This is a genomic window from Halosimplex marinum (genome assembly GCF_051414075.1).
Classification (GTDB): Archaea; Halobacteriota; Halobacteria; order Halobacteriales; family Haloarculaceae; genus Halosimplex; species Halosimplex marinum.
The window spans coordinates 17,714-43,594 of record NZ_JBLKNY010000002.1; the positions used below are offsets into that span (position 1 = coordinate 17,714).

Below are 25,881 nucleotides of genomic sequence, written 5' to 3' on the forward strand. Positions count from 1 at the left end.
AGGTTCATGCGACGATCGACGAACTTGAAGGCCGTCGGGAGGGCGGTCACTCCGGGAGCGCGCCGGGCCCGAGGAGCCACTCGGCCACGTCGCGGGTGAGGTACACCTCGATCCAGGCGGCGACGAGGATCATGACCACGAGGACGGCCCCGATGACCGCGAGTTCGTACAGCTCGACCCGGGTCAGCGGTTTCTCGTCCCAGCCGAGCAGGTATCGGACGACCCGGTGGGGGACCCGCAGGCCGACCGCCGCCGCGACGAAAAACGCCGAGAGCTCGATCACCCCGTGGGGGAGCAACAGCGCGAGGATCACCGCCCAGGAGGTCTGCCGGACGACGACCGAGACCACCGCGCCGACGATGACCCCGTTGACGACCAGCCCGAACAGCGAGAGCAGCCCGCCGGTGACCGCCCCGAGCCCGATCAGCAGGAGCGCACGGAGGTTGTTGACCAGAAGCGGCACGAACGCCAGCTCGGGGAGGGGGCTGTCCGCCGGCGCCTCGGCCTGGAGCTGTTCGATCAGCGCCTCCAGCTGGGCGACGGGGATCGACCCGACCACCGCGTAGGCCGCGAACGCGCTCCCGAAGAAGACGACCAGCGCCGCGACCAGGTGCCACCGCAGCCACCGCGTGAACCGCGCCTCCCGGTGGAGCGCCCGGATCGACCCCCCGCTCGTCCCGTCGTTCGATTCGGGCCCCCCGTCCGGGTCCCGGTTCGGGCCCAGGTCCTGATCCGGGTCGGGATCCGTGCTCCCCTCCGCGTCCCGGCGGTCGCTGTCTCCACTCATTACCACGCCGTTCGGCCCCCGCCCCCTTCTGTCCTCCGGCCGACACGACCGCCGAACGACTGCCTGCGCCTCCCCGTTCCCGTCCGCGACCCTGCCACACGATCACATACGCCGGACGACTGGTCCTCCAAAAAGAACTTAACCGAGCCACTAATTACATCTCATTACCGATGACAGAGGAGTTCCCCGATTACCTGGACGTCGATTACAGCGCAGGCGAAGGCGAGGACCCGGCCGACTACCCGCACGTCAACGACAAGATCGAGAAGGCCATCGAGGTCACCCGGCAGGGCCTCGAGGAGTACGAGAACCCGGTCGTGATGTGGACGGGCGGCAAGGACTCGACGCTCACGCTGTACTTCGTCAAGGAGGTCGCGGACCAGTTCGACCTGGAGGTCCCGCCGGTCGTGTTCATCGACCACTACCAGCACTTCGACGAGCTGATCGACTTCGTCGAGCACTGGGCCGACGAGTGGGACCTCGACGTGATCTGGGCCCGCAACGAGGACGTGGGCGAGTACGTCGACGAGCACGGCCTCGAACCGGGCGATGACATCCCCATCGACGAGCTCTCCGAGCACAACCAGCACCACGTCCGGGAGATTCTGGAGTACGAGGAGGACACCTTCCCGTTCCTGCTGGACACCTACGTCGGCAACCACCTCCTCAAGACGGTGGCGCTCAACGACGCCATCGAGGAGCACGACGTCGATGGCATCATCTCCGGCATCCGCTGGGACGAGCAGGAGTCCCGCGCCGACGAGACGTTCTTCTCGCCGCGCCACGACCCGGACATCTACCCGCCCCACGACCGGGTCCAGACCATCCTCCAGTTCGACGAGGCCGCCGTCTGGGAGGCGTTCTGGAACTTCGTGGTCCCCGACACCGTCGAGGAGTTCCCCGACGAGGGCTACGTCCCCGAGACCGACGACGACCTCCCCGAGGGCGTCGAACAGGAGGACATCCCCGTCTCGCCGAAGTACTTCGCCGGTTTCCGCTCGCTCGGTAGCGAGGTCAGTACCGACAAGGCCGCCGAGGAGCCCGCCTGGCAGCAGGATCTCGACTCGACGACCGAGCGCGCCGGCCGCGCCCAGGACAAGGAAGACCTGATGGAGCGCCTGCGCGACCTCGGCTACATGTAACGCCGGTCGGTTTCGACCCCTTTCGCGGACTGTTTCTTTCGCGTGTCGACACGCCGTGCAGGAGGCATAGGTAGCGGTTGCGGTGCGGTTGGCGCGCGCTGGAGCGCGCTTTCATGCGCGCGACCGGAGCCGCGCGAGGGATGAGCGACGACAGGAGCGAATCGGCTGGGGAGGTTCGTGGCCGTCTGCGGCGCCGTGCGGGGCGGTGCGGTTGCGGTGCTGTCCTGGCGGACTGAAAGGGCGAGGCGCGCTCGCGTCCAGTTTAGTCGTCTGAGCGGGCACTATCCGCGCGGGCCGTGCGGAGAGCGCGGATATCCCGCTCAGCGACCGCGAGCGGGCCGAGGGCTTTCAGCGCTCGCTACCCTCGGCGGCCCCAGTCGTCCCCGTATCTCCCACGAAGATACAGTTCGAAACCACGACAACACTCACGATACAAACCAAACCGAATCCCCGAACCCACCCGACCGCTCATGGTGGTGGCGCCGCTTGCGACGGTATGGACAGCGGTCGCGCGAAGGGGTTCGTCGCCGCCACCTTCGCCCTGGGTATCGCCGCCCTCTGGGCGACCGTCGCGGGCGTCGTCCCGCCGAGCGGGGCCCTCGTCGCGGTCGCCTGGTTCGCGACCGCGCTCGCGATTGCCACAGGGCCCGCCACGCAGGCGCCGCGTCGCCTCGCCCTCGGCGGTGCCGCCGGTCTAGTCACGCTCGCCGTCGCGGTCGCCGTCGAACCGCTGGCCGGCGTTCCACTCCCCGATATCGGCGTCCTCGGCCCGTACACCTACCTCGCGACCGAGGTCGCCTTCGGGGCGTTCGCGGTCGGACTGCTCGTCCGGGCGGGCCGCGAGTCGCTCCGCCGTGCGGCCGTGACAGTCGCCGTCGTCTACCCGCTGGCGTACGTCTGGGACTGGTACACGCTCGAAGTCGGCGTGTTCGCCATCCCGCTGCGGACCGGCGCCGAGTTCGTCGGGATCCCCGTGGAGGAACACCTGTTCATGCTCGTCGTGCCGGCGCTCGTGCTCGGCGTCCACGAGACGATACACGGTCGGTCCGGATTCGGGCACGAGCCCGAGTGACGCCGAAGGGGGAGGGAGACGGCGCTCAGACCAGGTTGTCGTCGTCGAAGACGAACGAGGAGACGTGGGAGGCGAGCCGTCGGGCGTCGTCCTCGGTCTCGGCGTGGAGTTCGCCGGCGACGTGGCCGGTCTCGCCGCCGACGCCCGCGGTCTGGGAGTCGGGGTCGACGCGGACCGAGTAGGAGCGCAGCGAGCGGACGTGCTCGCGGAGCCGCCGCAGCGCCCGCTCGGAGAGCTGGCCGTCGAGGTGCTGGAGGTCGTAGCGGACGACGTAGCCGCGCTCGCCCTCGCGGACGGCGACGACCGGGAGCCCGCGGTCGGCGCAGCGGTCCCACAGCGACCGCCCCTCCGCCTTGGTCTCGTAGGTCGGGACGTTCGACGGCGCCAGTTGGTCCATCGACCGCGCGTACGGTCGCGAGACGTTTCTACGTTCCGCAGGCGAATGTCGGGCCGAACTGTCAGACCGCCTACTTCAACCCCGTTCAGGGAAACGTCAAGTCCGCGCCGCCCGACGGACCGCCTGTGCGCGTCGACCTGTCGGATCCGCGGGCGCTGATCCGCCGGTACTACCTCTTCCAGGCGCTGGCAGCGGTGGGATTCATCTCACCGATCTTTGCGCTGTTCGTCCTCCGCGACCTGACGTATCCGCAGTACGGGACGCTAAGTGCCGTCTACTCGCTGGTACTGGTGGGCGGCGAGATCCCGACGGGCTACGTCGGCGACCGCGCGGGCCGCCGGGACACGCTCGTCGCGAGCAAGCTGACAATGGCCGCCTCGTTGCTGGGGTTTCTCCTCGTCGACTCGTTCGCGTCGTACCTCGTCGTCTACATCCTCTGGGGGGCCGGGGTCGCCCTGACCTCGGGGACGGGCGGCGCCTGGCTCTACGAGGTGCTCGAATCGACCGTCGGCGAGGACAAGTTCACGACCGTCCGCGGTCGCGGGCAGTCGATCGCCCGCTGGAGCTCCGCGGTGACGACCGTCGTCGGCGCGGTCCTCTACGGGGTCGACCCACGTGCCCCCTTCCTCGCGGCGGGCGCGCTCATGCTCGTGGGTGCAGGGGTGATCGCGACGCTCCCCCGCACCGAGCAGTTCGAGGCCGGCGAGACGGCCGGCCCGTCGGTCCGCGACGCGCTCCCGCTGCTGCGCGACCGCCTCGCCCGCCCGCCGCTGCGGTCGTTCGTCGCCTTCGCCGCGCTCGTCTTCGGCGCCGTCGGCGCCGGCAACCAGTACGTCCAGCCGATCGCCGTCGCGGTCGTCGAGGGGAGCGACCTCGCCGCGCTCCCGCTAGTCGGCGGCGTCGCCGAAGCTGCCGGATCGGCGTCGCTCCCGGTCGACATCCCGGTGTCGGCGGCGACCGGGCTGGGGCCGCTGTACGCGAGTTTCGCACTCGTCGCCGGCGTCGTCAGCTACTACGCGGGGCCGATCGAGGCGCGGTTCGGCCTCTCCCGCGTGCTCGCGGGAGCCGCGGTCGTCCTCGTCGCGGCGACGCTAGTCCCCCTCGCGGTCCCGCTGGCAGCGTTCGCGACGTTCTACCTCCTCCGGGCGGTCCACTACCTGCTCCGCCCGATGGTCGAGGGCCACGTCAACGACCGGGTCGAGAGCGTCGGTCGGGCGACCGTGCTGTCGGCCGTCTCGATGGTCGTCGGCCTCGCCCGGACGCCGTTCGTCGTCCTCGCCGGCGTCGCGGCGGGCGCCCGTGGACCGATCGCGGCGTACGGTGCGCTCGGTGCCCTCCTGGTCGTGACGGCCGTACCTCTCGTCCTCCTGAGCTCGCCGTTCCCCGACGAGGACGCGGCGGACGCCAGTGACGATGCGGAAACCGACGGCGGCGGCGCGGCGAACTGATACGGATTATTGCAGGTCAGTCCGGGATCGACCGCACGCAGTCGTGCGGTCGACCCGGTAAACGCTTGCAATAATCCGTATGAATCAGGCCACCGCGTCGTAGGCGTCGTCCATGATCTCCAGAGCCTCCTTCAGCGTCTCGACGTTGACGGCGTAGGAAATGCGGGCGTAGCCCTCGCCGTGCTCGCCGAAGGCCTCTCCGGGGACGACGACGACGCCGCGGTCGATCACCTCGTCGACGAACCCCTCCGGTACTTCGGGCATCGCGTAGAACGCGCCCTTCGGCGTCGGGCACTCCAGCCCGATGTCGGCGAGGCCGTCGAGCAGCACGTCCCGGCGCTGTTCGAAGGCCTCGACCATCTCGTCGACGGGGTCCTGCGGCCCGGTCAGCGCGGCCTCGGCGGCGTGCTGGGCGGCGGCCGTCGCGCAGGCTTGGCCGTACTGGTGGACCCGGAGCATCCGTTCGATCCGCCGGTTCGAGCCGGTGACCCACCCGAGCCGCCAGCCCGTCATCGAGTAGGTCTTCGAGCAGGCGCTCACGACGACGGCGTTGTCGCTCTCGGCGAACTCCAGCGGCGAGCGGTGTTCGCCCTCGAAGACGATGTGCTCGTACACCTCGTCGGAGATGCAGAGCACGTCGTGCCGATCGGCGATGCGGGCGAACTCCCGCATGTCCTCCGGCGACTGGACCGCGCCGGTGGGGTTGGCGGGACTGTTGACGACGAACGCGGCGGTGTCGTCGGTGATCGCCTCCTCGACGGTGGCAGGGTCCATCGTGAGGTCGTCGCGCAGCGGGACCGGCTTCGGCTCGCCGCCGGCGAGCCGCGTGAGCGGGTCGTAGGAGACGAACCCGGGGTCGGGGAAGACGACCTCCTCTCCGGGGTCGACGTGCGCTTCCAGCGCGATGTGGAGCGCCTCGCTCCCGCCGGCGGTGGCGATGACGTCGTTCGGGTCCACGTCGATGTCACGGTCCTCGGCGTACCGACCGGAGATAGCCTCCCGCAGCGACTCGGTTCCCTTGTTGGAGGTGTAGCCGTCGGCCTCCCCCGCGCGGATGGCCTCGATGGCGCCCTCGCGGGCGTGTTCGGGCGTCGGGAAGTCGGGCTGGCCCAGCCCGAGGTTGATCGCGTCCTCGCCCGCGGCCTCGAAGACCTCGCGGATCCCGCTTATCGACACCTGCTCGACGCGTCGAGAGAACTCCGTCATACTCCCACGGCGGGCGCGCTCCCCGATAACTGTTGAGGGTCCGCCGCCCGCCGCTCGGGGCGACCCTCCCACCGCGGAAGGGTCACCCGAGCCGACTGTTCGACCGCGGAACCGGAATTTCGATCACCAGCAGGTTTACCAGCATCCTGCCGAAACGGGGGGAGTATGCACACACGGCAGACACTCGCGACGCTGGCGGTCCTCGTCCTGACGGTGACGGCGGGCTGCGGGTTCATCACCGGTCAGAGCGCGCTGGCGTTCAGCGCGTCGCCGGCGACCGCGAGCGCCGACGCGCTCTCGGAGACGGGCTACGAGGAGCGGGCCGTCACGAACTCGACGGTCACGCGCAACTTCAGCGCCGCCGGTCAGACCAGACAGGTCGAGGTGACCAACCAGCAGGCCCGCTACGAACGGGCGGTCGACCTCGGCCCGCTTGGTTCCCAGCGCGCGGCCGTGTTCGTCACCTTCGCCAGCCCCGAGGTGAGCGTCGTCGGGCAGACGTTCAACCCCATCTCCGATATGTCCACCCGCGAGATCCTCCGGCAGTTCGAGTCCCAGTACGAGGGGCTGAGCGTGGGCGACAGCGTCGACAACCGGAGCGTCCGCTCGCTTGGGAACCAGCGCACCCTCGAACAGTTCGAGGGGACCGCCACGCTCGGCGGCAGCGAGGTCGACGTGTACGTCCACGCCGCGAAGTTCAAGCACGAGGGCGACTACGTCGTCGCCGTCGGTATCTACCCCCAGCGACTCGACGGCGAGGCCGAGAACGTCGTCGCGCTCACCGAGGGGCTAGAACACGACGGCGAGGAGTGACCGACGGCTAGTCGCTTCGCTTTTTCGCCCGAAACAGCCGAGTCGCGCGACGAGTGGCTCCGCCGGCGGCCGAACTGCTAACTCACCGCGACAGCAACGCCATCACGGCACCGCCGCCGCCGACGCTCACTCCCGTCGGCGCCGGCGGCCGAACTGCTAACTCATCGCGACAGCAACGCCATCACGGCACCGCCGCCGCCGACGCTCATCCCCACGACCCCGTAGTCGTGGTCCTCCCGGACCATCGCGTGGGCGATCGTCGTCGCCAGGATCCCGCCGCTGGCGCCGATGGGGTGGCCCAGGGCCACCGCGCCGCCGAGCGGATTCAGTCGCTCTTCCGGGATGCCGAGGCGGTCGCGCACGTAGACCGCCTGGGCGGCGAACGCCTCGTTGACCTCGTAGTGGTCCACGTCGTCGACGGCCAGGTCGTTTCGCTCCAGAAGTTTCTCGATCGCGTCGCCGACGGCCTGCGAGAACTCGGCGGGGTCGCGGTAGGCGACGGCGTAGTCCTCCACGTGGACCATCGGGCCGAGCCCGTGTTCCTCGGCTGCCTCGGCGCTGGCGAGGACGACGCCGCCGGCCCCGTCCGCCAGCTTCGAGGCGTTGCCCGGCGTGATGGTTCCCCCGTCGCGGAACGCCGCGGAGAGCCCCCCGAGCCGGTTCAGCGAGGTGTCGCCCCGCGGCCCCTCGTCCTCGGTGACGAGGCGGTCGTCGACCTCGACGGGGACGAGTTCCTCGTCGAAGCGGCCCTCCTCGATCGACTCGGCGGCGCGGCGGTTGCTCCGCAGGGCGTAGCGGTCCTGCTCCTCGCGGGTGATGTCGTGGGCTTCGGCGAGGCGTTCGGTGAGTTCGCCCATGTGAGCGTCGTAACCCACGTCCCACAGCGCGTCGAAGATCATCGAGTCGACCAGCTCGGTGTTGCCGTGTCGGCGCCCCTCGCGGAGTTCACGGAGGAGATACGGGGCGTTGGACATCGACTCCATCCCGCCGCCGACGGCGATGTCGGCCCGACCGGCCGCGATGCGGTCGACCGCGAGCATGATGGCGCGCAGTCCCGACCCCGACGCCTCGTTGACGGTCGTCGCCGGCGTGTCCTCGGGGAGCCCCGCCCGCGTGACCGCCTGCCGCGCGGGCACCTGCCCGACGCCGGCCTGGACGGCGTTGCCCAGTCCGACCCAGTCCAGGTCCCCGGGTTCGACGCCCGAGCGGGCGACCAGGTCTTCCAGCACCGTCGCGCCCAGGTCCGGCGCGCGCACCGCCGACAGCGACCCGAGCATCGCGCCGTGGGCCGTCCGCGAGCCGTCGACTATCACTACGTCTGTCATGTGTGAACGGTTCGCGCGGCACCGTCATCGGTGTTTCCCCGGGGCGGGAAAGAGCGCGGTCGACGCGAGACCACGGGGACGGAAACCGAGCCGAAACCGCGGCCGCGCGCCGGGCGTTACTCGTCTTCGGCGGCCTCGCGGAGGTCCGCGAGGTGGTTTCGAACGACGCGGAGTGTCGCGTCCGCGTCGGCGTAGCCGTCGTCGTACTCGGAGAGCGCTGCGTCGGTCTTGTCGAGGAACTCCTCGACGGCCGTGTCGAGATCGTCGGTCATCATCTCACCTCGAAGGAGACGCCGGTGTCGCGGAGGGCGTCGGTCACGCGGCCGACGCCGTCGGCCGTGGCGACGACGACGACGGAGAGCCCGCGGGAGGCCGCGTCGGCCGCCACCTCGCCGGCGGCGAAGTACGTGGCGGGGTCGACGCCCACAGAACGGAGCGCGCCGACGGCCTCAACGCCCGAGGCGACGACGAGATCAGCCGTCTCACAGGCCTCGCCGAGGTCGGCGAGCCGGTCGTCGTCGGGTCGGCCCGAGCGGATCGAGGGGACCTGGAGGACGCGCACCTCGCCGGGGTCCAGATCGATGACCCCCTCGAAGCCGGTGACGCCGACGACCTCACCGGCGGCGGCGCCGGTCGTCGCGACGCCGGTGGCGGCCTCGGTCCCGCCCTCGGCGCCGAGCGGCGCGGCGTACTGGAGGCCCTCGCGCATCGAGAGGGAGACGGTCTCGCCCTCGTCGATGGCGTCGGTGGCGATGGCGGCGTCCTCCTGGACGGAGCCCAGCACGTCGTCGGTGACGTGCTCGGCGAACCGCCGCACGTCGGCGGCGGCCTGGAGCGTCCAGTCGACGCCCTCGGTGGTGACGCGGTAGCGCGAGCGGCCCTGCTTCTCGACGAGGCCGTCCTCGACGAGGTCGCGGATGTACTCGCTGACCGCCTGGCTGGTCACGCCGACGGCGTCGGCGATCTCCCCCTGGCTGACCGCCGGCTGGCGCTCGGCGATCTCCACGAGGACGCGAAAGCGCGTCGCCGCGCGCTTGTTCGCGAGGACGTCGACCATACTCCCGTCTGGGGACCCCGCCGGTATAAATCTCCCCGCCGTCGTCCGCTCGGTCGACCGTGCGGGGCCGTCGGGCGGTCCCGGCCCGTCCGCCCGACTGGGGAGCCCGGCCTGTCCCGTCCGCCGGCCGGGCAGTCGTCCGGGACGGCGCCTGCCCCAACCCGTTACACCTAAACCCCTCGCAGAGAACTCACAGCCATGTTCCTATCGGCACGTGAGGAGGTGCGTTCGGAGCTCGAGGCGGCGCTGGCCCGCCTCGAGTACCCGGACAGCGACCTCTCGATCGAGCGGCCGCCCGACGATATCGACGCGGTCTTCGCCTCCAGCGTCGCGTTTCGGATCGCCAGCGAGGTCGGGTCGGACCCGGCGGCGGTAGCAGCCGAGATCGCCGACGAGACCGAGGTCGAGACCTGCGAGTACATCGACGCGGTCGGGAGCCACGGCCCCTACGTGAACTTCTTCCCGAGCGAGCGCTACTTCGCGGACACGGTGCGGGCGGCCCAGGACGGTGACTACGGCACGCTCGAACCCACCGGGGACGAGGTCCTCGTCGAGCACACCTCCGCGAACCCGACGGGACCGATCCACATCGGGCGCGCGCGCAACCCGATCATCGGGGATGCGATCGCCCGGGTCCTGCGCTACGCCGGCAACGACGTCGAGCGCCAGTACTACGTCAACGACGCGGGCCGGCAGATCGCCGTGTTCACGTGGGCCTACGAGACGTTCGACGAGGCCGACCTCCCGGAGCCGGAGCGGGACTCCCCCGAGTACGAGATGGTCCGCTACTACCGGAAGGGCAACGAGTTCCTCGAGGAGGCCGACTCCGAGGAGGTCGAAGCGGCCGAAGCCGAGATCCGGGAGATCCTGCAGGGCCTCGACGCGAACGACGACGAGGCGTACGAGCGGGTCTCCGAAGTCGTCGACACCGTGTTACCGGGGATGCGGCGGACGCTCGAGCGCCTGCCCGCGGAGTTCGACAGCTTCGTCAAGGAGACCAGGTTCATCAGGAACGGGGCGACAGACGACGTCGTCGAGCGGCTCAAGGCGCTCGACTGCGCCGTCTACGAGGACGACGCCTGGCAGCTGGACCTGCCGGACTTCGAGAAGAACCTCGTCTTCCTCCGGTCGGACGGCACCTCGCTGTACACCACGCGAGACCTGGCCTACCACGAGTGGAAGCTCGAGAACTTCGACGAGTCCGTGACCGTCGTCGGAGAGGACCACGAACTCCAGGCCAGGCAGCTGGGGAGCGCGCTCGAACTGCTCGGCCACGACACGGCGCCGCTCTCGCGGGTCCACTACTCGTGGGTGAACCTCCCGGAAGGCGGGATGTCGACGCGGGAGGGGACCGGGATCGACCTCGACGACCTGCTCGACGAGGCCGTCGAACAGGCGCGGGCGGAGGTCGAGGAGCGACTGGCGGACCGCTCCCGGGACGACGACCTCTCCGAGTCCGACATCGACCGGATCGCGGAGCAGGTCGGTATCGGGGCCGTCCGGTACGACATCGTCTCCCAGCAGCCCACCAAGGGGATCACCTTCGAGTGGGACCGGGCGCTCGACTTCGAGGCGCAGTCCGCCCCGTACGTCCAGTACATCCACGCCCGCTGTCACGGAATCCTGGACGAAGCGGAGGGGCAGGACATCGCCCTCCCCGGGGCCGACGAGTTCGACGCCGGGGAACTGTCGACGGACGCCGAACGGGAGCTGATCCGGGTGATCGCGGCGTTCCCCTCCCGGATCGAGGAGGCGGCCGACCAGCTCCGGCCGCACGTCGTCGCGACGTACACCCAGGACCTCGCCGAGGCGTTCAACGCGTTCTACCGGGAGTGCCAGGTCCTGTCCGCCGACGACGACACGCGGCGCGCCCGGCTGGCGCTCGTGGAGGCGACCCGGATAACGGTCGCCAACGCCCTCGACGCGCTCGGCGTTCCCGCCCCCGAATCGATGTAGACGGGCGGCGGCCGCCCCGACAGCGGGTCGCCCCGCCGCCGGGGCGCTCGCCGCTCGGCCGAGTGTGCGAAACCGTGCCATCGCCACGAAAGCACTTTTTCCGCGGACTGCGCCCGTCGACGTATGTCCGACCTCTTCCCCGAGCGCATCGAGACCGAGCGGCTCGTCCTCGAAGCGGCGACGACCGGGACCGTCGACCCGCTGGAACTGTACGAACACGTCCGCGAGGGCGCCCCGCACATCGACGAGGTCACGGAGTATCTCACGTGGACGCCCCACGAGACACCGAAAGAGACCGCGGAGTTCCTCGAACTCGTCACCGAGGAGCGCGAGAACGGCGAGGGCGCGACCTACGTGGTCCGGCCGAAACCGGGGGAGGAGAGCGAGGCGCGGAGCGCCTCGGAAGGGTCGAACGGCGATGGGCCGCGAGACAGCGCGGGCGAGTTCGCGGGCCTCACGGGGCTCGCCGTCGACTGGGACCGGCGGACGGCGACGCTCGGCACGTGGCTCCGCAAGCGCTTCTGGGGCCGGGGCTACTCCGGCGAGCGCGCGGCGGCACTGCTGGCGGTCGCGTTCGACCGGCTCGACCTCGACGCCGTCGTCGTCGGCGTCCACGAGGGCAACGAGAAGTCCCGCAAAGCGGTCTCCCGGTACGTCGAGGCCCACGGCGGCCGCCGCGAGGGACTGCTTCGGAACTTCGAGGTGGCTCAGGACGGCTCCGTCGCGGACGTGCATCGGTTCACCGTCACCGCCGCGGAGTACCGGGCGGCCACCGCCGGCGGCGACGGGGAGTAGGAGGCGACGGCGAGAACCGCCGGCGGGCGTCAGGCATTTGTCGGCCGGGCGCCGAGGTGCGGGCGATGGACCCCGAGTACCGCGACCGTGCGGCGTACCTCGACGGGACGCTCGTCCTCGCGGACACCCACTTCGGGAAGGGCGAGGCCTCGACCGTCGAGTTCCCCGTCGGCGCCGGCGAGGACTGCGTCGAGCGCCTGGACGGGTTGCTCGACCGCTTCGACCCCGAGGAGGTGGTCCTGGCGGGCGACGTGTTCCACTCGTTCGACTACGTGCCCGACTCGGCCGCCGAGGCGCTGTCGGGGGTGCGGCGGGCGGTCCGCGACGCGGGCGCGCGCCTCGTCGTCGTCGAGGGCAACCACGACACGATGCTCGACGCGGCGTACGCGGGCGACCTCCACGACGAGTACGAACTCGACACCGACGGGGCGGAGACCGTCGTGGTGACCCACGGCCACGAGGAGCCCAATACCTCGGCCGACGCCTACGTCGTCGGCCACGACCATCCGGCCATCGAGATCGAGGGACGGAAACGGCCCTGCTTCCTCGTCGGCGACGGCGCGTATCGCCGCTCGGACGTGCTCGTCCTCCCGTCGTTCAACCGCCTCGTCGAGGGCGTCTCAGTCAACGGCCGGATCGGGACCGCCCGGCCGGAGCTATCCCCCGTCGTGACCGGGATCTCGCAGTACCGACCCGTGGTGTACGACGAGGACAGCGAGGAGACGCTGAGGTTCCCGCCGCTCGGCCAGTTCTCGCGGATGTTGTAGGGGTTGTTCGAGTGTCGGATCTCTCGACTCGTTCGGCAACAGCTTGATCGGCGGGAGGTAACGGCAGGCGCTGAAAGCCCTCGGCGCGCTCGCTAGCAGTCGTCTCGACCGCGGATGGCAGCAAGCGCTGAAAGCCCTCAGCGCGCTCGCGGTCGCTGAGCGACATATCCGCGCTCTCGGCACCGCCCGCGCGGATAGGGGTCGCTCAGGCGACTGAAATACACGCGAGCGCGCCTCGCCCTTTCAGTCCGCCAGGAGAAATCTCGTCGTGGTCGCCTCAGGACGGCGGCTGGTCGGCCAGGCGCGAGCCTCGCGCCTCCCCAGCCTCTTGCGCTCCGCGCGCCTGCGGCGTGCGGTGCTCATCCCTCGCGCAGTTCCGTCGCGCGCATGAACGCGCGCGACAGCGCGCGCCACGTTGATTAACTCGCTCCGGTCTACGGGCTCACAGCTCGTCCGAGACCGTCCCGGCGGCGACCTGCCCGCTCTCCAGCGCGCCCTGGATCGACGACCACCGGGTGTAGTCGCCGGCGAGGTAGACGGGCTCCTCGGGCGCGTCGGCGGCGGGGAGGCCGTCGCGGAAACCCGGCGGCTGGTCGAACTGGGCGAACTCGACGCGGTCGGTCGCGAGGAGTTCCAGGTCGTCGAAGCGGTGTTCGGGGTACCAGGTGACCAGGGCGTCGCGGACGCCGGTTGCGAGTTCCTCGTCGCTCCGCTCGGGGACGCCGAGCGTCGTCGCCGAGAGGAGGGCGTGACCGTCGGGGGCGTACTCCGGCGCGACCGTCGAGAGGGGGGCAACGGTGTTGGGACAGCTATCGACCGCGTTGAGGACGAGCCGGTGGCCGGTATCGAGCGAGCGGTGTTCACGCGTCCGGAAGTACTGGGTGACACAGCCCCGCGAGTCCGTCGGGATCGACTCGACGCCGGTCAACTCGCGAGCCGTCCTCGGGTCGGTCGCGACCACGACGGCGTCGGCGTCGACAGTCTCGTTCCCGGTTTCGACGGTCGCCCCGCTGTCGCCCCCTTCGCTGGCGGCCGCCCCGCCGGCATCTCCGTCGACCGCGGTGACCTCGGTGTCGGTCTCGATGGACGCGCCGGCGTCGCGGGCGCGGGCGGCGAGTTGCCGGGAGATGGCGCCCATCCCGTCGGCGGGGACCGCGGTCTGCCCGCGCGCGAGCATCGAGAAGGTGTAGCGGAAGACGCCCGCGTCGGTCGACAGCGAGCGGTCGAGCGTGATACCGCCGTAGAACGGCGCGGCGAAGTTCTCGACGAACTTCTCGGAGAAGCCGCGGCGGTCGAGATACTCGCGGATGCTCTCGGTCGGCCCGTCGAGGAGTGCGTCGGGGTCGGCGTTGCCGAGTTCCCGGCGGAGTCTGAGCACGCGGAGTTTGTCCAGCAGGGTCACGTCGGGGTTCATCGCGGACTCGACGGCGGAAAGCGGCGCCCGAAACGGGTCGGCGAGCGTCGAACGGTGGTCCGGGCGGGCGATAGTCGCGCCGGGGGCGAAGGTGCGGAGGTCGAGGGCGTCCAGATCGAGTTCCTCGCGGACGGCCGGGTACGCCGAGAAGAGGACCTGGAAGCCCCGGTCGAGGGTGAAGCCGCCGACCTCGCGCGAGCGGACGCGTCCCCCGAGTTCCGTGCGCCGCTCGAACAGCGTCACGTCCGCCCCGTCCCGTGCCAGGCGCCGCGCGGCCACCAGGCCCGCCAGTCCGCCGCCGACGATGACGACCTCGCTCATACCCCTCACTTGGAGCGGACCCACTAAACGCCCCCTATTCGCCCTGCTCCCAACGGCTCCCGCCCCGCTCGTGAACGTGTTCGTACCCGCGACGCGCCCGAACGGACAGTGCTTAGTCGATGGCATCCGCCGAACCCGATATGGACACGACTACGTCGCTCGACGGCCTCGTCTGCGCCGACTGTGCGGCGACCCACGACCCCGCGGCGGCCCCGCGGCGCTGTCCCGACTGCGGCGGCGTCCTCCGCGCGAGCTACGACGCCGCGAGCGCGGACGTGACCCGCGAGTCGCTCGCCGACACCCGCTTCGACGGCATCGCCCGCTTCGCCGACCTGCTACCGTTCCCCGCCGACGCGCTCGTGACGCTCGACGAGGGGACGACGCCGCTGATCCCCGCGCCGGAACTCGCAGAGGAACTCGGCGTCGGCGCCGTCTACGTCAAAGACGAGGGCGCGAACCCGACCGGGACGACCGCCGACCGCGGGTCCGCCCTCGCCGTGACCGCCGCCCGCGGCCACGGCGCGGAGAAAGTCGCGCTCCCCACCACGGGCGACGCCGGGCAGAGCGTCGCCGCCTACGCGGCCCGCGCGGGCATAGAGTCGGAGGCGTTCGTCCCGACGCGCTCGACGTTCGTCGCCAAGGCGATGACCAACGTCCACGGCGGCGAGATGAGCGTCGTCGAGGGTCGCTACCCCGACGCAGTCGACGCTTTCGAGGGCGCGATGAGCGACGGGGACGACGACTGGCACTCGCTGGCCCCGTTCGACACCCCCTACCGCCACGAGGGCGCCAAGACGCTGTTGTTCGAAGTCGTCGAACAACTCGACTGGGAAGTTCCCGACGCCGTCGTCCACCCGACCGGCCACGGCCTCGGCGTCGTCGGCAGTCACCTCGCCGCCGAGCAGTTGCAGGCCGCAGGCCTCGTCGACGACGCGCCCGCCCTGCACGTCGCTCAGCCCGAAGACTGCGCGCCCGTCGTCGCCGCGGACGACACGGGCGACGACGACACCGAGGCGTGGGAGCGGCCGGACACCCTGATCGGCTCGCTGGAGGTTCCGGACCCGGCCGGCGGCGCGCTCGCCCTGGAGGCCGTCCGGGACACCGGCGGCTGGGCGGTCGGCGCAAGCGACGACGACGCGCTGGAGGCCGCGGTCCGGCTCAACGCCGAGGGCATCGAGGCCAGCGCCACCGGGGGCGTCGGCGCCGCCGCCGCTCAAGAACTCGCCGACGGCGGCCACCTCGGGAGCGACGACGTGGTCGTGGTCGTCAACCCCGTCGCCGGCACCAAGGAGAACGACGTGCTCCGTAGCCACCTGATGCGAAAGGGCGTCTGACCCGCTCAGATCGACCGGCCGTCCGAACGGCGCGCGCTGTCGCGAGTCTCGTCTCGCGACAGGCATCGCGCGAGGGATGAGCATCGCAGGCCGGAGGCCGAGAAGCGCAAGAGGCTGGGGAGGCGCGAGGCTCACGCCTGGCCGACCAGCCGCCGTTTGAGACGGCCGCGACGAGATGTTTCCTGGCGGACTGAAAGGGCGAGGCGTGCTCGCGTGTATTTCAGTCGCCTGAGCGACCCCTATCCGCGCGGGCGGTGCCGAGAGCGCGGATATGTCGCTCAGCGACCGCGAGCGCGCCGAGGGCTTTCAGCGCTTGCTGCCATCCGCGGTCGAGATGACTGCTAGCGAGCGCGCCGAGGGCTTTCAGCGCCTGCTGTCAAGTTCGGCTCTCACGTCCACCCAGAGAGCGAACCCACTCACTCCAGGGTCGCGTTCGCGAGCGTCACGGTCCGTTCGGTCCCGCGCATCGAGCCGGTCCAGACGACCCGCACCGAGTCCCCGGGCTCCAGGTAGAACCCCACGCTCCGCTCGGCGTCCAGGTAGTTCCCGTCCCCGTTCGAGTCCACGCTGGGGTCGTCGACCGTCAGCGAGTCGCCGGGAGCGACCGGATACCCCACCCCCCGCTTGGTCGCGCCGGGCGAGTCGCCGACCCACACCACCTCCGCGCTCGTCCCGGCCGAACTGTCGCGGACGACGACGGCCAGCCGCTCGGTCGTCCGGTCGGATATCACGTCGCCGCCCGCGTGTTCGACGGTCACCGACCCCGCCTCGGCGTCGAACGACACCGAGAAGTCGGCGCCCGGGCTGTCGCGGCGGAGTTCGTCGTCGAGGTAGACGACCGAGCCGACGAGTCCGACGACGACCGCCACGGCGACCAGCCAGACGACCCACCGCTCGACGCCGCCGCGCTCGTCGTCGACCAGTCCGGAGCGAGCCCGCGTCATTACCCGACAGCACTCGCGCCGGGTAGTTAGGTGTCGGGGTCCGGCCCTGCCACGACCGGCGCGACCGCCGGCCGCACACAGCGCTCGGTCCGCGCTCAGTCCCCGGCTTCCTCGTGGATCGCCTCGCCGCGGTACAGCCGTTCGGCGATGGTGAACGTCTGCTCGGCCTCGCGGCGGGTCGGGAAGTGCGCGGCCATGTACCTCGCGGGTGCGATCAGCCCCAGCCGCCGCTCGCGGTCGCTACCCGCCGACTCGAACTGCGCGAACCCGCCCTCGACGTTCTGGAGGGTGTGGAAGCCGGCGTCCTCCCGCAGGAGCCCCTCGGCCATCGTTCGCTTCAGCCGGTCGGGGTCGCCGCCGGCGTCGAAGTGCCGGGAGACGATCCGCCCGGCCTCGTCGACGCGACCCTGCTCGTCGAAGGTCGAAAGCAGGCGCTCGCGCAGTTCCGCGGGGTCGTCGCCCTCGCCGGCGCCGACCTCCGGGAGCGGCGCCCTCGGCTGGTTGAGAAAGCGGTCGAGATACACCGACATCGCGCCCTGCCAGCAGGCCCGGTACAGGTCGTCGGCGTCGGTGCGGCCCGCGAGCTGTTCGACCGCGTTGGCGAACGAGAAGGTGTGATGCACCGTGTTCCAGTCGCCGAACTCGTTGCTGGTCGCGAAGTGCGCGACCCGCCGGAGCGCCGCCACGGCGACCGCGTGGGCCAGCTGCTCGGTCGTCGCACCGTCCCGGACCGCCTCGCGCAACGCCTCGTCGATGGCGTGGGGGTCGTCGCCGAGCAGGCGGTCGACGAAGTCGTCGGGCCGCTCCCAGTCGTTCCCGGCGCCCGCCGCCGAGAGCTCGGGGATGTCGTCGTCGGCCTCGAAACAGAGTTCGGCCACGTCGACCGGCTGGCGCCAGGCACTCGTCTCCTCGGCGCGGGAGCCGTCCGTGATCGTGTCGACCGTCGACGCGAGCACGTCCGGGGCCTCCTCCCAGCCGACGTGGTCGAGCGTCTCGAACGCCTTGTTGATGAAGTCGACCGTGTGACTGCTGTTCATGTAGAGGTGGTCGGTCGCGGCGGCGACGAGGATCTCGGCCAGGTCCTCGGGCGGGAGTGTCGCGGTCGCCGCCCGCAGGCAGCGCTCGGCGCCGTCGCTGTCGCGGACCTCGCAGGTCTCGCGGAACCACGACTTCAGGCGGTCCTTGCCGAGGTCCTCGTTGTCCAGCGCGTACTGGTCGAACCGCGGGGGCTCGCCCGCGCAGTTGGCCGCCACCTCGCGGACGCCGACGAACATCGCGCGCTGTTTCTCGTCGTGGTCGACCTCGTCGTAGAGGTTCGCCATCGCGCCCAGCGTCGTCAGCCCGCGCCCCCAGCCGTCGGCGCGGTACTTCGTCCCGAAGTCGACCGCCGTCTCCAGCGGCGTCGCGAACCCCTCGCCGAGGCCGTCGAGGTGGATCGCGCTCTTGGCGAGCACGAGCGAGAGGTTCTCGGCCATGCCGTCGACCAGCCGGTTGCGCCAGTGGACCTCGGGCGCCACGTCCGTCTCGGGGTCGGGGTCGACGTACACCGCGCCGTCGCGTACCGCTGTCGGGAACGTCTGCACGTCGTCCGCCCAGATGTCGAACGTGTCCCCGCAGGACAGCTCGAACCGCGCGTGGTGCCAGTGACACGTCAGCAGGCCGTCCTCGACGGTCCCCTTCGCGAGCGGGAACCCCATGTGCGGACAGCGGTTGTCGACGCCGTAGACCTCCCCCTCGTGGTGGAAGAGGGCGACGCTGTGGCCGCCGACCGTCGTCACCGCCCGTCCCTCCTCGCGGAGCGAATCGAGGTCCGCCGCGCGTTCGTATCCCTCGGGGCCGTCAGTGGACTCCGTTGCCATACCGCACGGATCGGCCGCCGCCCGTATAGGCGTTCGCTGAAACCGCCTTTTGAAACGGATCGGACAGTTTCGCTCGCGACCCCGCGTCCCCCCTCGAGACCCGATCTCCGGAGCCGAGTTCGTCGACCGACGGATTTGTGAACCTCGCCCCCCTATCGGCGGACACGTGATCGCACCGCCGACGCGGACGGCCCCGCTCGATCTGCGGGAGTCGGGCCGGCTACCGCCGGCCGACGCTCCCCGCCGCCGCGTTCCTGTATATTTTAAAATAATCGGCCGACCCGGAATTAACTTTAATTATTGTTTGGTGTAATAAGGGAGGTCCCCTTGTTTATAAGTACCAAGGACGCCGTATTTTTGACCGGATCACTATGACTCAGAACGGATTACGGTGGCGGATTGCGGGCGGTTCCGGAGACGGGGCCATCACCACGGCCCAGAGCGCCGCGAAGGCGCTGATGCGCTCCGGACGGAACGTGTTCACGCACCAGCACTACACATCGCGGATCCGGGGGGGACACATCTACGTCGAGATCAGCGCGAGCGACGACGAGGTCCAGTCCCGCGGCGACGGCTACAACATCCTGCTCTCTCTGGGCGACAGCTTCGCGCGCAACCCCGCCGAGGACGCCTACTACGGCAACGAGGAGCTGAAGCCGCTCACCGAGAACCTCGACGACCTCCGCGAGGGCGGCGTCATCGTCTACGACTCGGGGCTCATCGACGAGGAGCAGGTCGCCGAGATCGACCTGGAGGAGCGCGCCGAGGAGAACGACTGGCACGTCTACCCGATCGACCTGCGCGCCATCGCCAAGGACCACGGCCGCGAGATCATGCGCAACACCGCCGGTATCGGCGCGGTCGCGGCCCTCGTCGACCTGGATCCCTCCTACTTCAAGGAGCTGATCCGGGAGAACATGTCCGGCGACACGATGGAGGCGAACCTGGAGGTGTTCGACGAGGCCTACGAGGGGGCGGGCGACCTCGACCAGACCCACGAGCTGTCGGTCTCCGAGCCGAACCCCCACGACGAGGAGCAGGCGCTGGTCTCGGGGAGCGACGCCATCGCCTACGGCGCCTTAGACGCCGGCTGTCGGTTCATCGCCGGCTACCCGATGACGCCGTGGACGGACGTGTTCACGATCATGTCCCAGAACCTGCCGCAGTTCGGCGGGATCTCCGAGCAGGTCGAGGACGAGATCGCCGCCGCGGCGCTGGCGATCGGCGCCTCCCACGCCGGCGTCAAGGCGATGTCCGGCTCCTCGGGCGGCGGGTTCGCGCTGATGAGCGAACCGCTCGGCCTCGCCGAGATGACCGAGACGCCGGTCGTGCTCATCGAGGCGATGCGCGCCGGCCCCTCGACGGGCATGCCGACCAAGCCCGAGCAGGGCGACCTCGAGCACGTCCTCTACACGAGCCAGGGCGACTCCGCGCGGGTCGTCCTCGCGCCGGCCAACCAGGAGGAGTGTTACGAGCAGATCCGCACCGCCTTCGAGATCGCCTACGAGTACCAGATCCCGGCGATCCTCGTCTACGACCAGAAGCTCCAGGGCGAACTGCGCAACGTCGACGCGAGCTTCTTCGACCGCGAGCCCGACGCCGACCCCGGGTCGGTCCTCAGCGAGGAGGAGATCGCCGAGGCCGCCGAGCACCACGCGGGCAAGTTCGAGCGGTTCGACTACGACGCCGCCGAGGGCGTGCCCGAGAACGTCCGGCCGCGGTCGGTCCCCGGACAGAAGGGCGGGCGCTACCTCGCGACCGGCAACGAGCACAACGAGGCCGGCCACATCAGCGAGGACCCCGACAACCGCGTCCTGCAGATGGACCGCCGGATCGGCAAGCTCGAAAACATCCGCGAGGAGCTCGACGAGAAGGGCAACCAGACCCACCACGGCCCCGAGGACGCCGAGTACGGCATCATGACCTGGGGCAGCCAGCAGGACACCGTGTTCGAGGCCGTCGACCGGCTCAACGACGCGGGTCACTCGGTCAAGGCGCTGGGCGTCAGCGACCTGATGCCCTACCCCGAGGCGGAGGTCTCGGAGTTCCTCGAATCCGTCGAGGAGTGTCTCGTCGTCGAGATGAACGCGACCGGGCAGTTCCGCGGGCTCACCCAGAAGGAGCTCGGCCGCTTCGGGCCGAAGCTCTCCAGCCTGCTGAAGTACAACGGCAACCCGTTCGAACCGGCGGAGATCGTCGAGGGCTTCGAGTCCAGCATCGAGGACGAGGAACTGGCGGTAAACAACATGAAGTACGTACCTGCGGCAGGTGACTGACCAATGAGTGCATTCAGTGCCATCGGCGACCAGCGAGAAGCGGACGAAGACGAGTTCACCCCGGGGATCGAGCCCCAGCCCACGTGGTGTCCGGGCTGTGGCGACTTCGCGGTCAACAACGCCCTCAAGAAGGCCATGTCCCGCCTGGGCAAGAACCCCGACGAGGTGCTGTTGTGTACGGGCATCGGCTGTTCGGGCAAGCTGAACAGCTACTTCGAGAGCTACGGCTTCCACACCATCCACGGGCGCTCGCTGCCCGTGGCGCGGGCCGCGAAACTCGCGAATCCCGGCGTCGAAGTCGTCGCCGCCGGCGGCGACGGCGACGGCTACGGCATCGGCGGCAACCACTTCATGCACACCGCCCGCGAGAACCACGACATGACCTACATCGTCTTCAACAACGAGATCTTCGGGCTCACCAAGGGCCAGACCTCCCCCACCAGCCCGAAAGGTCACAAGTCCAAGACTCAGCCGTCGGGCAGCGCCAAACAGCCCGTCCGGCCACTGTCGCTGTCGCTGGCCTCGGGGGCGTCGTACGTCGCCCGGACGGCGGCGGTCAACCCCAACCAGGCGGCCGACATCATCGCCGAGGCCGTCGAACACGACGGGTTCGCCCACATCGACTTCCTCACCCAGTGCCCCACCTGGAACAAGGACGCCCGCCAGTACGTCCCCTACACGGACGTCCAGGATTCGGACGACTACGACTTCGACGTCACCGACCGCCAGGAAGCCGGCGAGATGATGTACGAAGTCGAGTCCAAACTCTACGAGGGCGAAGTGCTCACCGGCCGCTTCTACAAGGACGACACCCGCCCCTCCTACGGCGAGGAGAAACGCGCCACCGGCGAAATGCCCGACGACCCCCTCGCCGAACGCTACTACGACGAAAACGCTGAATGGGAACGCTGCGCCGAACAGCTCATCGACAAACACACCTGAAGAGCGATCCGTGAGCGGTTTCCGCGGGGGCCGTCACCGAGCGCGGGGGAGGGGACGGAGCCGTCCCGTGACAGTCAGCGTGCAGGGCCCGCCGGGATCGGACGGACCGACCCCGTCGGTCGGGTTCGTCGCTCCGATCGACCGATGTTCTTTCGAGACAGATTGTACTAATTTTATAACAGATGGTGTCAATGTGACGCGTCATGGGAGAGACAATTACGGGAGACGACACGTCCGCCGGAAACCCGCTCGGCTGGGTGCTTCGCCGGTACGGACGGTCGCACTTGCCGGCGTTCTCGCTCGGGATCGGGATCGTCGCGCTCGGCCGGTTCCCGCAGCGCCTCCCGATCGTCCTGTTCGGGGTGGCGATCGACTCGGTGCTGTTGGACACCGGGCCGTTCCGGCTCCCGCTGGTGCCCGACGCGTGGCTCCCCACGACGATGGAGAACCAGCTGGTGCTCCTGGGTGGATTGCTCGTCGCGAGTTACGTCGGCGAAGCGGCCGCGGACTTCACCTCCCGGCGCGTCCTCGGTCGGTTCGCACAGAACCTCCAGCACGATATCCGAACCGACGTCTTCGACACGGTACAGCGTCTCGAACTGGGGTTTTTCGACTCGCACGACACCGGAGAGGTGATGAGCGTTCTCAACGACGACGTGCAGGAACTCAACTCCCTCGTGTTCGGCGTCCTCGGCCGGATCGCCCGGATGGGGACGCTCGCCGGTGCGGCGTACGTCTACATGCTGTGGCTCAACTGGCAGCTCGCGGTCGTCCTGTTCGTCGTCCCGCTGGTGTTGCTCGTCCTGAGCCATCGCTTCTCGGCGTGGCTCGACCCGAAACACCAGGCGGTCCGCGAGCGCGTCGGCGACCTGAACAGCCGGCTGAACAACAACATCGACGGTATCTCCGTGATCAAGGCGTTCGGTACCGAGACCGAGGAGAGCGAGCGCGTGGGGCGCACCTCGAACCGCGTCGTCGACACCCAGTGGGACGCCTACAGCACGGAGGCGTCCGTCGACCCCGTCATGCGTGTCGTCTCCGAGAGTTCGCGCGCGCTGACGCTTCTTCTCGGCGGGTACTGGGTACTGGTCGGCCCGCCGCTCTTTTTCTCGGGGACGCTCACCGTCGGGGCGCTGTTCACCTTCTACTTCTTCGTCGGGTCGCTGGTCACGGCGATGCAGGGGGTCGCCAGCGTCGTCGACTCCTACCAGAACGGGAAGGCCGCGGCCAGGCGCCTCGAGGGGATCATGGGCTACGACACCGTCACCGAACGGGAGGACGCGGCGTCGCTCGAACGGGTAGACGGTGACGTCACCTACGAGGACGTGCGGTTCAGCTACCCCGGCCGCGACGAGCTGGCGCTCGACCGCGTCTCCTTCGAGGTCGAGGCGGGCGAGACGGTCGGGGTCGTCGGCCCGACCGGCGCCGGCAAGTCGACGCTGCTCAAGCTGCTCTTCCGGTTCTACGACCCCGACACCGGGGACGTCCGGATCGACGACACCGACGTCCGGTCGGTGACCGTCGAGAGCCTCCGGGAGTCGCTCGGATACGTCTCCCAGGACCCGTTTCTCTTCTACGGGACGGTGCGGGACAACGTCGCGTACGCCGCTCCCGACACCTCCGACGAGGAAGTCGTCGAAGCGGCGAAGCTCGCCGGCGCACACGAGTTCGTCGAACAGTTACCCGAGGGGTACGAGACGGCGGTGGGCGAGCGCGGCGTCAAGCTGTCGGGCGGCCAGCGCCAGCGGATCGCGCTCGCGCGGGCGATCGTCCGGGACCCGGAGATCCTCGTGCTGGACGAGGCCACCAGTCACGTCGACAACGAGACCGAGATGCAGATCCAGCGGACCCTCGACGACATCGCGGCCGACAGGACGACGTTCCTGATCGCACACCGGCTCTCGACGGTTCGCGACGCGGACACGATCCTCGTCCTCGACGGCGGCGAGATCGTCGAGCGGGGCACCCACGAGGAACTGCTCGCCCGGGACGGGCTGTACGCGAACCTCTGGCGGGTGCAGGTCGGCGACGTCGAGGCGCTCCCGGAGGCGTTTCTCGACCGCGTTCGGGAGGGTGATGCCGCGTGAGCGACGGAGACGACGACCCGTTCCACGCCGAGACCGACCGCCCGTTGCTCGCGCTGCTCCGCGAGCACGGGCGGTCGCACGTCGCGCTGGCGCTCGTCGGGGTCGGTCTGCGACTGGCGTGGATGTTGCCGGGACAGGCCGGACCGGCGCTCGTCGGGTACCTGTTCGACACGGTCTTCAGCGAGACGCGGGCGTTCGCGATCCCCCTCGTCCCGGCGGCGTGGCTGCCGGAGACACAGCTCGGACAGCTGTGGTTCGCGGTGGGCGTCCTCCTGGGCCTCTCGGTCGTCGGCCACGCCGTCGGTCTGGTCCGGAGCCTCGCGTGGGGTCGGTTCGCCTACCGTCTCCAGCACGACATCCGGACCGACACGTACGACGTCGTGCAACGCCTCGAGATGGGGTTTTTCGACGACAACCAGACCGGCGAGGTGATGTCGGTCCTGAACAACGACGTCGACGCCATGGAGACGTTCTTCACCGACACGATCGATTCGGCCATGACGGTCGCGTCGTTCGTCGTCGGCGTCAGCTTCTACATGTTCCTGCTGAACTGGCAGTTCGCGCTCGTCGCGCTGTCGGTCGCCCCGGTCATCGTCGTCGTCAACTACCGGTTCTCGGACATCATCGGCAGGGTCTACGAGCGCGTGCGCGAGACGGAGGGGAAACTCAACGCGCAACTGCGCAACAGCGTGAGCGGCGTCAGCGTCGTCAAGGCCTACACGGCCGAGCCCTTCGAACACGAGCGAGTCGCCGACGCCTCCGACGACGTCGTCGACGCGAACGTCGAGGCCATCGACGTCGGGTCGATCCACTACCCGTCGATGCGGTTGCTGACCGGCGCCGGGGTCTTCGTCACGTTCAGCCTCGGGAGCTTCTGGGTCATGAACGGACCGCCCGGTCCGTTCACCGCGCCCCTGACCGCGGGTGCGCTCGTCACGTTCCTGCTCTACACGCAACACATCGCGTGGCCGATGCGGGAGGTCGCGGGCATCATCGAGAGCTACCAGAACGCCAGGGCCTCCGCCGACCGCCTCGTCGGGGTCCGCAACGCCTCGGAGTCGGTCACGGAACGGCCGGACGCCGAGGACCTCACCGACGTCGACGGACGGGTCGAGTACCGGGACGTGTCGTTCAGCTACTCGGAGGAGTCGGACGGTGACCCGGTGATCACCGATATCTCGTTCACCGCGAACGCCGGTGAGACGGTCGGCATCGTGGGGCCGACCGGCGCCGGCAAGTCGACGCTGCTCAAGCTGCTCCTCCGGTTCTACGACGTCGACGAGGGGACCGTCCGCGTGGACGGGACGGACGTGCGCGACGTCTCGCTCGACAGCCTGCGGGACTCGATCGGGTACATCAGTCAGGACCCGTACCTGTTCTCGGGGACGGTTCGGGAGAACGTCACGTACGGGACGACCGTCGACGACGACGAAGCGGTCTGGGACGCCGTCGAGCGCGCGGAGGCGGACGCGTTCGTCTCGGAGCTCCCCGACGGTCTCGACACGCGGATCGGCGAGCGGGGCGTCAAGCTCTCCGGCGGCCAGCGCCAGCGGCTCTGTCTCGCACGCGCGATGTTACTCGACCCCGCTATCCTCGTGCTGGACGAGGCCACCAGCCACGTCGACAACGAGACGGAGGTGCTCATCCAGCAGAGCCTCAGGGAGCTCACCAGGGAGCGGACCACGTTCGTCGTCGCCCACCGGCTGTCGACGGTCAAGGACGCGGACCGGATCCTGGTCCTCGACGACGGGAACCTGGTCGAGGAGGGGAGCCACGAGGAGCTGTTGGCGAACGGCGACGGGCTGTACGCCTCGCTGTGGAGCGTGCAGGTCGGCGATGTCGACTCCCACTCGGGGACGTACTTCGACGAGGAACCGAGGAGCGATACCCCCCGGTCCGAGTGACCCCGGTCGCCGTCCCGACCGGGCGGCCCCGCTCG

21 protein-coding genes are annotated in these 25,881 nt (G+C 69.8%); 12 read left to right on the top strand and 9 right to left on the bottom strand.

The window, feature by feature from the left end; all coding sequences use genetic code 11:
- Positions 1-46 precede the first annotated feature (46 nt).
- Positions 47-787, bottom strand: coding sequence for a stage II sporulation protein M (locus ACMGFI_RS00355; protein WP_436906577.1), 741 nt, complete (start codon positions 785-787; stop codon positions 47-49).
- 170 nt (positions 788-957) lie between these two features.
- Between ACMGFI_RS00355 and ACMGFI_RS00360 the strand changes: the two genes are divergently transcribed.
- Positions 958-1,929: a phosphoadenosine phosphosulfate reductase family protein gene (locus tag ACMGFI_RS00360; RefSeq protein WP_436906578.1), complete on the top strand. Its 972-nt coding sequence runs from the start codon at positions 958-960 to the stop codon at positions 1,927-1,929.
- A gap of 496 nt (positions 1,930-2,425) precedes the next feature.
- Positions 2,426-3,001, top strand: a complete 576-nt coding sequence (locus ACMGFI_RS00365; protein ID WP_436906580.1) for a lycopene cyclase domain-containing protein — start codon at positions 2,426-2,428, stop codon at positions 2,999-3,001.
- Positions 3,002-3,026: 25 nt separating this feature from the next.
- Here ACMGFI_RS00365 and ACMGFI_RS00370 read toward each other — a convergent pair whose 3' ends face one another.
- Positions 3,027-3,398, bottom strand: coding sequence for a hypothetical protein (locus ACMGFI_RS00370; protein WP_436906581.1), 372 nt, complete (start codon positions 3,396-3,398; stop codon positions 3,027-3,029).
- Positions 3,399-3,523: 125 nt separating this feature from the next.
- Between ACMGFI_RS00370 and ACMGFI_RS00375 the strand changes: the two genes are divergently transcribed.
- Entirely contained in the window at positions 3,524-4,846 is a 1,323-nt protein-coding gene (locus tag ACMGFI_RS00375) for an MFS transporter (RefSeq protein WP_436906582.1), read from the top strand.
- Between the two features lie 84 nt (positions 4,847-4,930).
- Here ACMGFI_RS00375 and ACMGFI_RS00380 read toward each other — a convergent pair whose 3' ends face one another.
- A complete protein-coding gene (locus tag ACMGFI_RS00380; RefSeq protein ID WP_436906583.1) occupies positions 4,931-6,052 on the bottom strand; it encodes a pyridoxal phosphate-dependent aminotransferase in 1,122 nt (373 codons plus the stop codon).
- A 165-nt stretch (positions 6,053-6,217) separates the two neighbouring features.
- Between ACMGFI_RS00380 and ACMGFI_RS00385 the strand changes: the two genes are divergently transcribed.
- The gene (locus ACMGFI_RS00385; protein WP_436906584.1) at positions 6,218-6,865 is read left to right on the top strand and encodes a DUF6517 family protein; all 648 of its coding nucleotides are present in this window, start codon (positions 6,218-6,220) and stop codon (positions 6,863-6,865) included.
- A 161-nt stretch (positions 6,866-7,026) separates the two neighbouring features.
- On the opposite strand, the gene ACMGFI_RS00390 is transcribed toward ACMGFI_RS00385, so the two are convergent.
- The 3 genes from ACMGFI_RS00390 to ACMGFI_RS00400 all read right to left on the bottom strand — a co-directional run bounded on the left by ACMGFI_RS00390 (position 7,027) and on the right by ACMGFI_RS00400 (position 9,247).
- Complete coding sequence (locus ACMGFI_RS00390) at positions 7,027-8,190, bottom strand: thiolase family protein (protein WP_436906585.1); 1,164 nt, start codon at positions 8,188-8,190, stop codon at positions 7,027-7,029.
- Between the two features lie 116 nt (positions 8,191-8,306).
- The gene (locus ACMGFI_RS00395) at positions 8,307-8,462 is read right to left on the bottom strand and encodes a hypothetical protein (protein ID WP_436906586.1); all 156 of its coding nucleotides are present in this window, start codon (positions 8,460-8,462) and stop codon (positions 8,307-8,309) included.
- On the bottom strand, positions 8,462-9,247 hold the full coding sequence (locus ACMGFI_RS00400) for a DUF7839 domain-containing protein (RefSeq protein WP_436906588.1): 786 nt from the start codon (positions 9,245-9,247) through the stop codon (positions 8,462-8,464). The genes ACMGFI_RS00395 and ACMGFI_RS00400 overlap by 1 nt, the downstream gene beginning before the upstream one ends.
- A gap of 198 nt (positions 9,248-9,445) precedes the next feature.
- Between ACMGFI_RS00400 and argS the strand changes: the two genes are divergently transcribed.
- From argS to ACMGFI_RS00415, 3 genes are all read left to right on the top strand, one after another.
- Positions 9,446-11,203, top strand: a complete 1,758-nt coding sequence (gene argS / locus ACMGFI_RS00405) for an arginine--tRNA ligase (protein ID WP_436906589.1) — start codon at positions 9,446-9,448, stop codon at positions 11,201-11,203.
- A 123-nt stretch (positions 11,204-11,326) separates the two neighbouring features.
- Positions 11,327-11,998 carry a GNAT family N-acetyltransferase gene (locus tag ACMGFI_RS00410; RefSeq protein ID WP_436906590.1) on the top strand — a complete coding sequence of 224 codons (672 nt, stop codon included), beginning with the start codon at positions 11,327-11,329 and terminating at the stop codon, positions 11,996-11,998.
- A 65-nt stretch (positions 11,999-12,063) separates the two neighbouring features.
- Entirely contained in the window at positions 12,064-12,765 is a 702-nt protein-coding gene (locus ACMGFI_RS00415; RefSeq protein WP_436906591.1) for a metallophosphoesterase family protein, read from the top strand.
- Between the two features lie 442 nt (positions 12,766-13,207).
- Here ACMGFI_RS00415 and ACMGFI_RS00420 read toward each other — a convergent pair whose 3' ends face one another.
- A complete protein-coding gene (locus ACMGFI_RS00420; RefSeq protein ID WP_436906592.1) occupies positions 13,208-14,500 on the bottom strand; it encodes an NAD(P)/FAD-dependent oxidoreductase in 1,293 nt (430 codons plus the stop codon).
- A 140-nt stretch (positions 14,501-14,640) separates the two neighbouring features.
- On the opposite strand from ACMGFI_RS00420, the gene ACMGFI_RS00425 reads away from it, so the two are divergent.
- The gene (locus ACMGFI_RS00425) at positions 14,641-15,834 is read left to right on the top strand and encodes a pyridoxal-phosphate dependent enzyme (RefSeq protein ID WP_436906593.1); all 1,194 of its coding nucleotides are present in this window, start codon (positions 14,641-14,643) and stop codon (positions 15,832-15,834) included.
- 416 nt (positions 15,835-16,250) lie between these two features.
- Here the strand turns inward: ACMGFI_RS00425 and ACMGFI_RS00430 are convergent, their stop codons facing one another.
- Both ACMGFI_RS00430 and ACMGFI_RS00435 read right to left on the bottom strand, forming a co-directional pair.
- Entirely contained in the window at positions 16,251-16,778 is a 528-nt protein-coding gene (locus ACMGFI_RS00430) for a hypothetical protein (protein ID WP_436906594.1), read from the bottom strand.
- A 95-nt stretch (positions 16,779-16,873) separates the two neighbouring features.
- Entirely contained in the window at positions 16,874-18,637 is a 1,764-nt protein-coding gene (locus ACMGFI_RS00435) for a Rieske (2Fe-2S) protein (protein WP_436906596.1), read from the bottom strand.
- A 371-nt stretch (positions 18,638-19,008) separates the two neighbouring features.
- Between ACMGFI_RS00435 and ACMGFI_RS00440 the strand changes: the two genes are divergently transcribed.
- The 4 genes from ACMGFI_RS00440 to ACMGFI_RS00455 all read left to right on the top strand — a co-directional run bounded on the left by ACMGFI_RS00440 (position 19,009) and on the right by ACMGFI_RS00455 (position 25,846).
- Entirely contained in the window at positions 19,009-20,913 is a 1,905-nt protein-coding gene (locus tag ACMGFI_RS00440; RefSeq protein ID WP_436906597.1) for a 2-oxoacid:acceptor oxidoreductase subunit alpha, read from the top strand.
- Positions 20,914-20,916: 3 nt separating this feature from the next.
- Complete coding sequence (locus tag ACMGFI_RS00445) at positions 20,917-21,855, top strand: thiamine pyrophosphate-dependent enzyme (RefSeq protein ID WP_436906598.1); 939 nt, start codon at positions 20,917-20,919, stop codon at positions 21,853-21,855.
- A gap of 203 nt (positions 21,856-22,058) precedes the next feature.
- Positions 22,059-23,942, top strand: coding sequence for an ABC transporter ATP-binding protein (locus tag ACMGFI_RS00450; RefSeq protein ID WP_436906599.1), 1,884 nt, complete (start codon positions 22,059-22,061; stop codon positions 23,940-23,942).
- Positions 23,939-25,846 (top strand): ABC transporter ATP-binding protein, encoded by a 1,908-nt coding sequence (locus tag ACMGFI_RS00455; RefSeq protein ID WP_436906600.1) that lies wholly within the window; start codon positions 23,939-23,941, stop codon positions 25,844-25,846. The genes ACMGFI_RS00450 and ACMGFI_RS00455 overlap by 4 nt, the downstream gene beginning before the upstream one ends.
- The last annotated feature ends 35 nt before the right edge of the window (positions 25,847-25,881 follow it).

Coding starts and splice junctions, on each gene's coding strand:
- ACMGFI_RS00365 (WP_436906580.1), top strand. CDS start 2,426: ATGGACAGCGGTCGCGCGAAGGGGTTCGTCGCCGCCACCTTCGCCCTG.
- ACMGFI_RS00395 (WP_436906586.1), bottom strand. CDS start 8,462: ATGACCGACGATCTCGACACGGCCGTCGAGGAGTTCCTCGACAAGACC.
- ACMGFI_RS00385 (WP_436906584.1), top strand. CDS start 6,218: ATGCACACACGGCAGACACTCGCGACGCTGGCGGTCCTCGTCCTGACG.
- ACMGFI_RS00440 (WP_436906597.1), top strand. CDS start 19,009: ATGACTCAGAACGGATTACGGTGGCGGATTGCGGGCGGTTCCGGAGAC.
- ACMGFI_RS00360 (WP_436906578.1), top strand. CDS start 958: ATGACAGAGGAGTTCCCCGATTACCTGGACGTCGATTACAGCGCAGGC.
- ACMGFI_RS00435 (WP_436906596.1), bottom strand. CDS start 18,637: ATGGCAACGGAGTCCACTGACGGCCCCGAGGGATACGAACGCGCGGCG.
- ACMGFI_RS00370 (WP_436906581.1), bottom strand. CDS start 3,398: ATGGACCAACTGGCGCCGTCGAACGTCCCGACCTACGAGACCAAGGCG.
- ACMGFI_RS00445 (WP_436906598.1), top strand. CDS start 20,917: ATGAGTGCATTCAGTGCCATCGGCGACCAGCGAGAAGCGGACGAAGAC.
- ACMGFI_RS00420 (WP_436906592.1), bottom strand. CDS start 14,500: ATGAGCGAGGTCGTCATCGTCGGCGGCGGACTGGCGGGCCTGGTGGCC.
- ACMGFI_RS00450 (WP_436906599.1), top strand. CDS start 22,059: ATGGGAGAGACAATTACGGGAGACGACACGTCCGCCGGAAACCCGCTC.
- ACMGFI_RS00425 (WP_436906593.1), top strand. CDS start 14,641: ATGGACACGACTACGTCGCTCGACGGCCTCGTCTGCGCCGACTGTGCG.
- ACMGFI_RS00390 (WP_436906585.1), bottom strand. CDS start 8,190: ATGACAGACGTAGTGATAGTCGACGGCTCGCGGACGGCCCACGGCGCG.
- ACMGFI_RS00410 (WP_436906590.1), top strand. CDS start 11,327: ATGTCCGACCTCTTCCCCGAGCGCATCGAGACCGAGCGGCTCGTCCTC.
- ACMGFI_RS00380 (WP_436906583.1), bottom strand. CDS start 6,052: ATGACGGAGTTCTCTCGACGCGTCGAGCAGGTGTCGATAAGCGGGATC.
- argS (WP_436906589.1), top strand. CDS start 9,446: ATGTTCCTATCGGCACGTGAGGAGGTGCGTTCGGAGCTCGAGGCGGCG.
- ACMGFI_RS00430 (WP_436906594.1), bottom strand. CDS start 16,778: ATGACGCGGGCTCGCTCCGGACTGGTCGACGACGAGCGCGGCGGCGTC.
- ACMGFI_RS00400 (WP_436906588.1), bottom strand. CDS start 9,247: ATGGTCGACGTCCTCGCGAACAAGCGCGCGGCGACGCGCTTTCGCGTC.
- ACMGFI_RS00415 (WP_436906591.1), top strand. CDS start 12,064: ATGGACCCCGAGTACCGCGACCGTGCGGCGTACCTCGACGGGACGCTC.
- ACMGFI_RS00355 (WP_436906577.1), bottom strand. CDS start 787: ATGAGTGGAGACAGCGACCGCCGGGACGCGGAGGGGAGCACGGATCCC.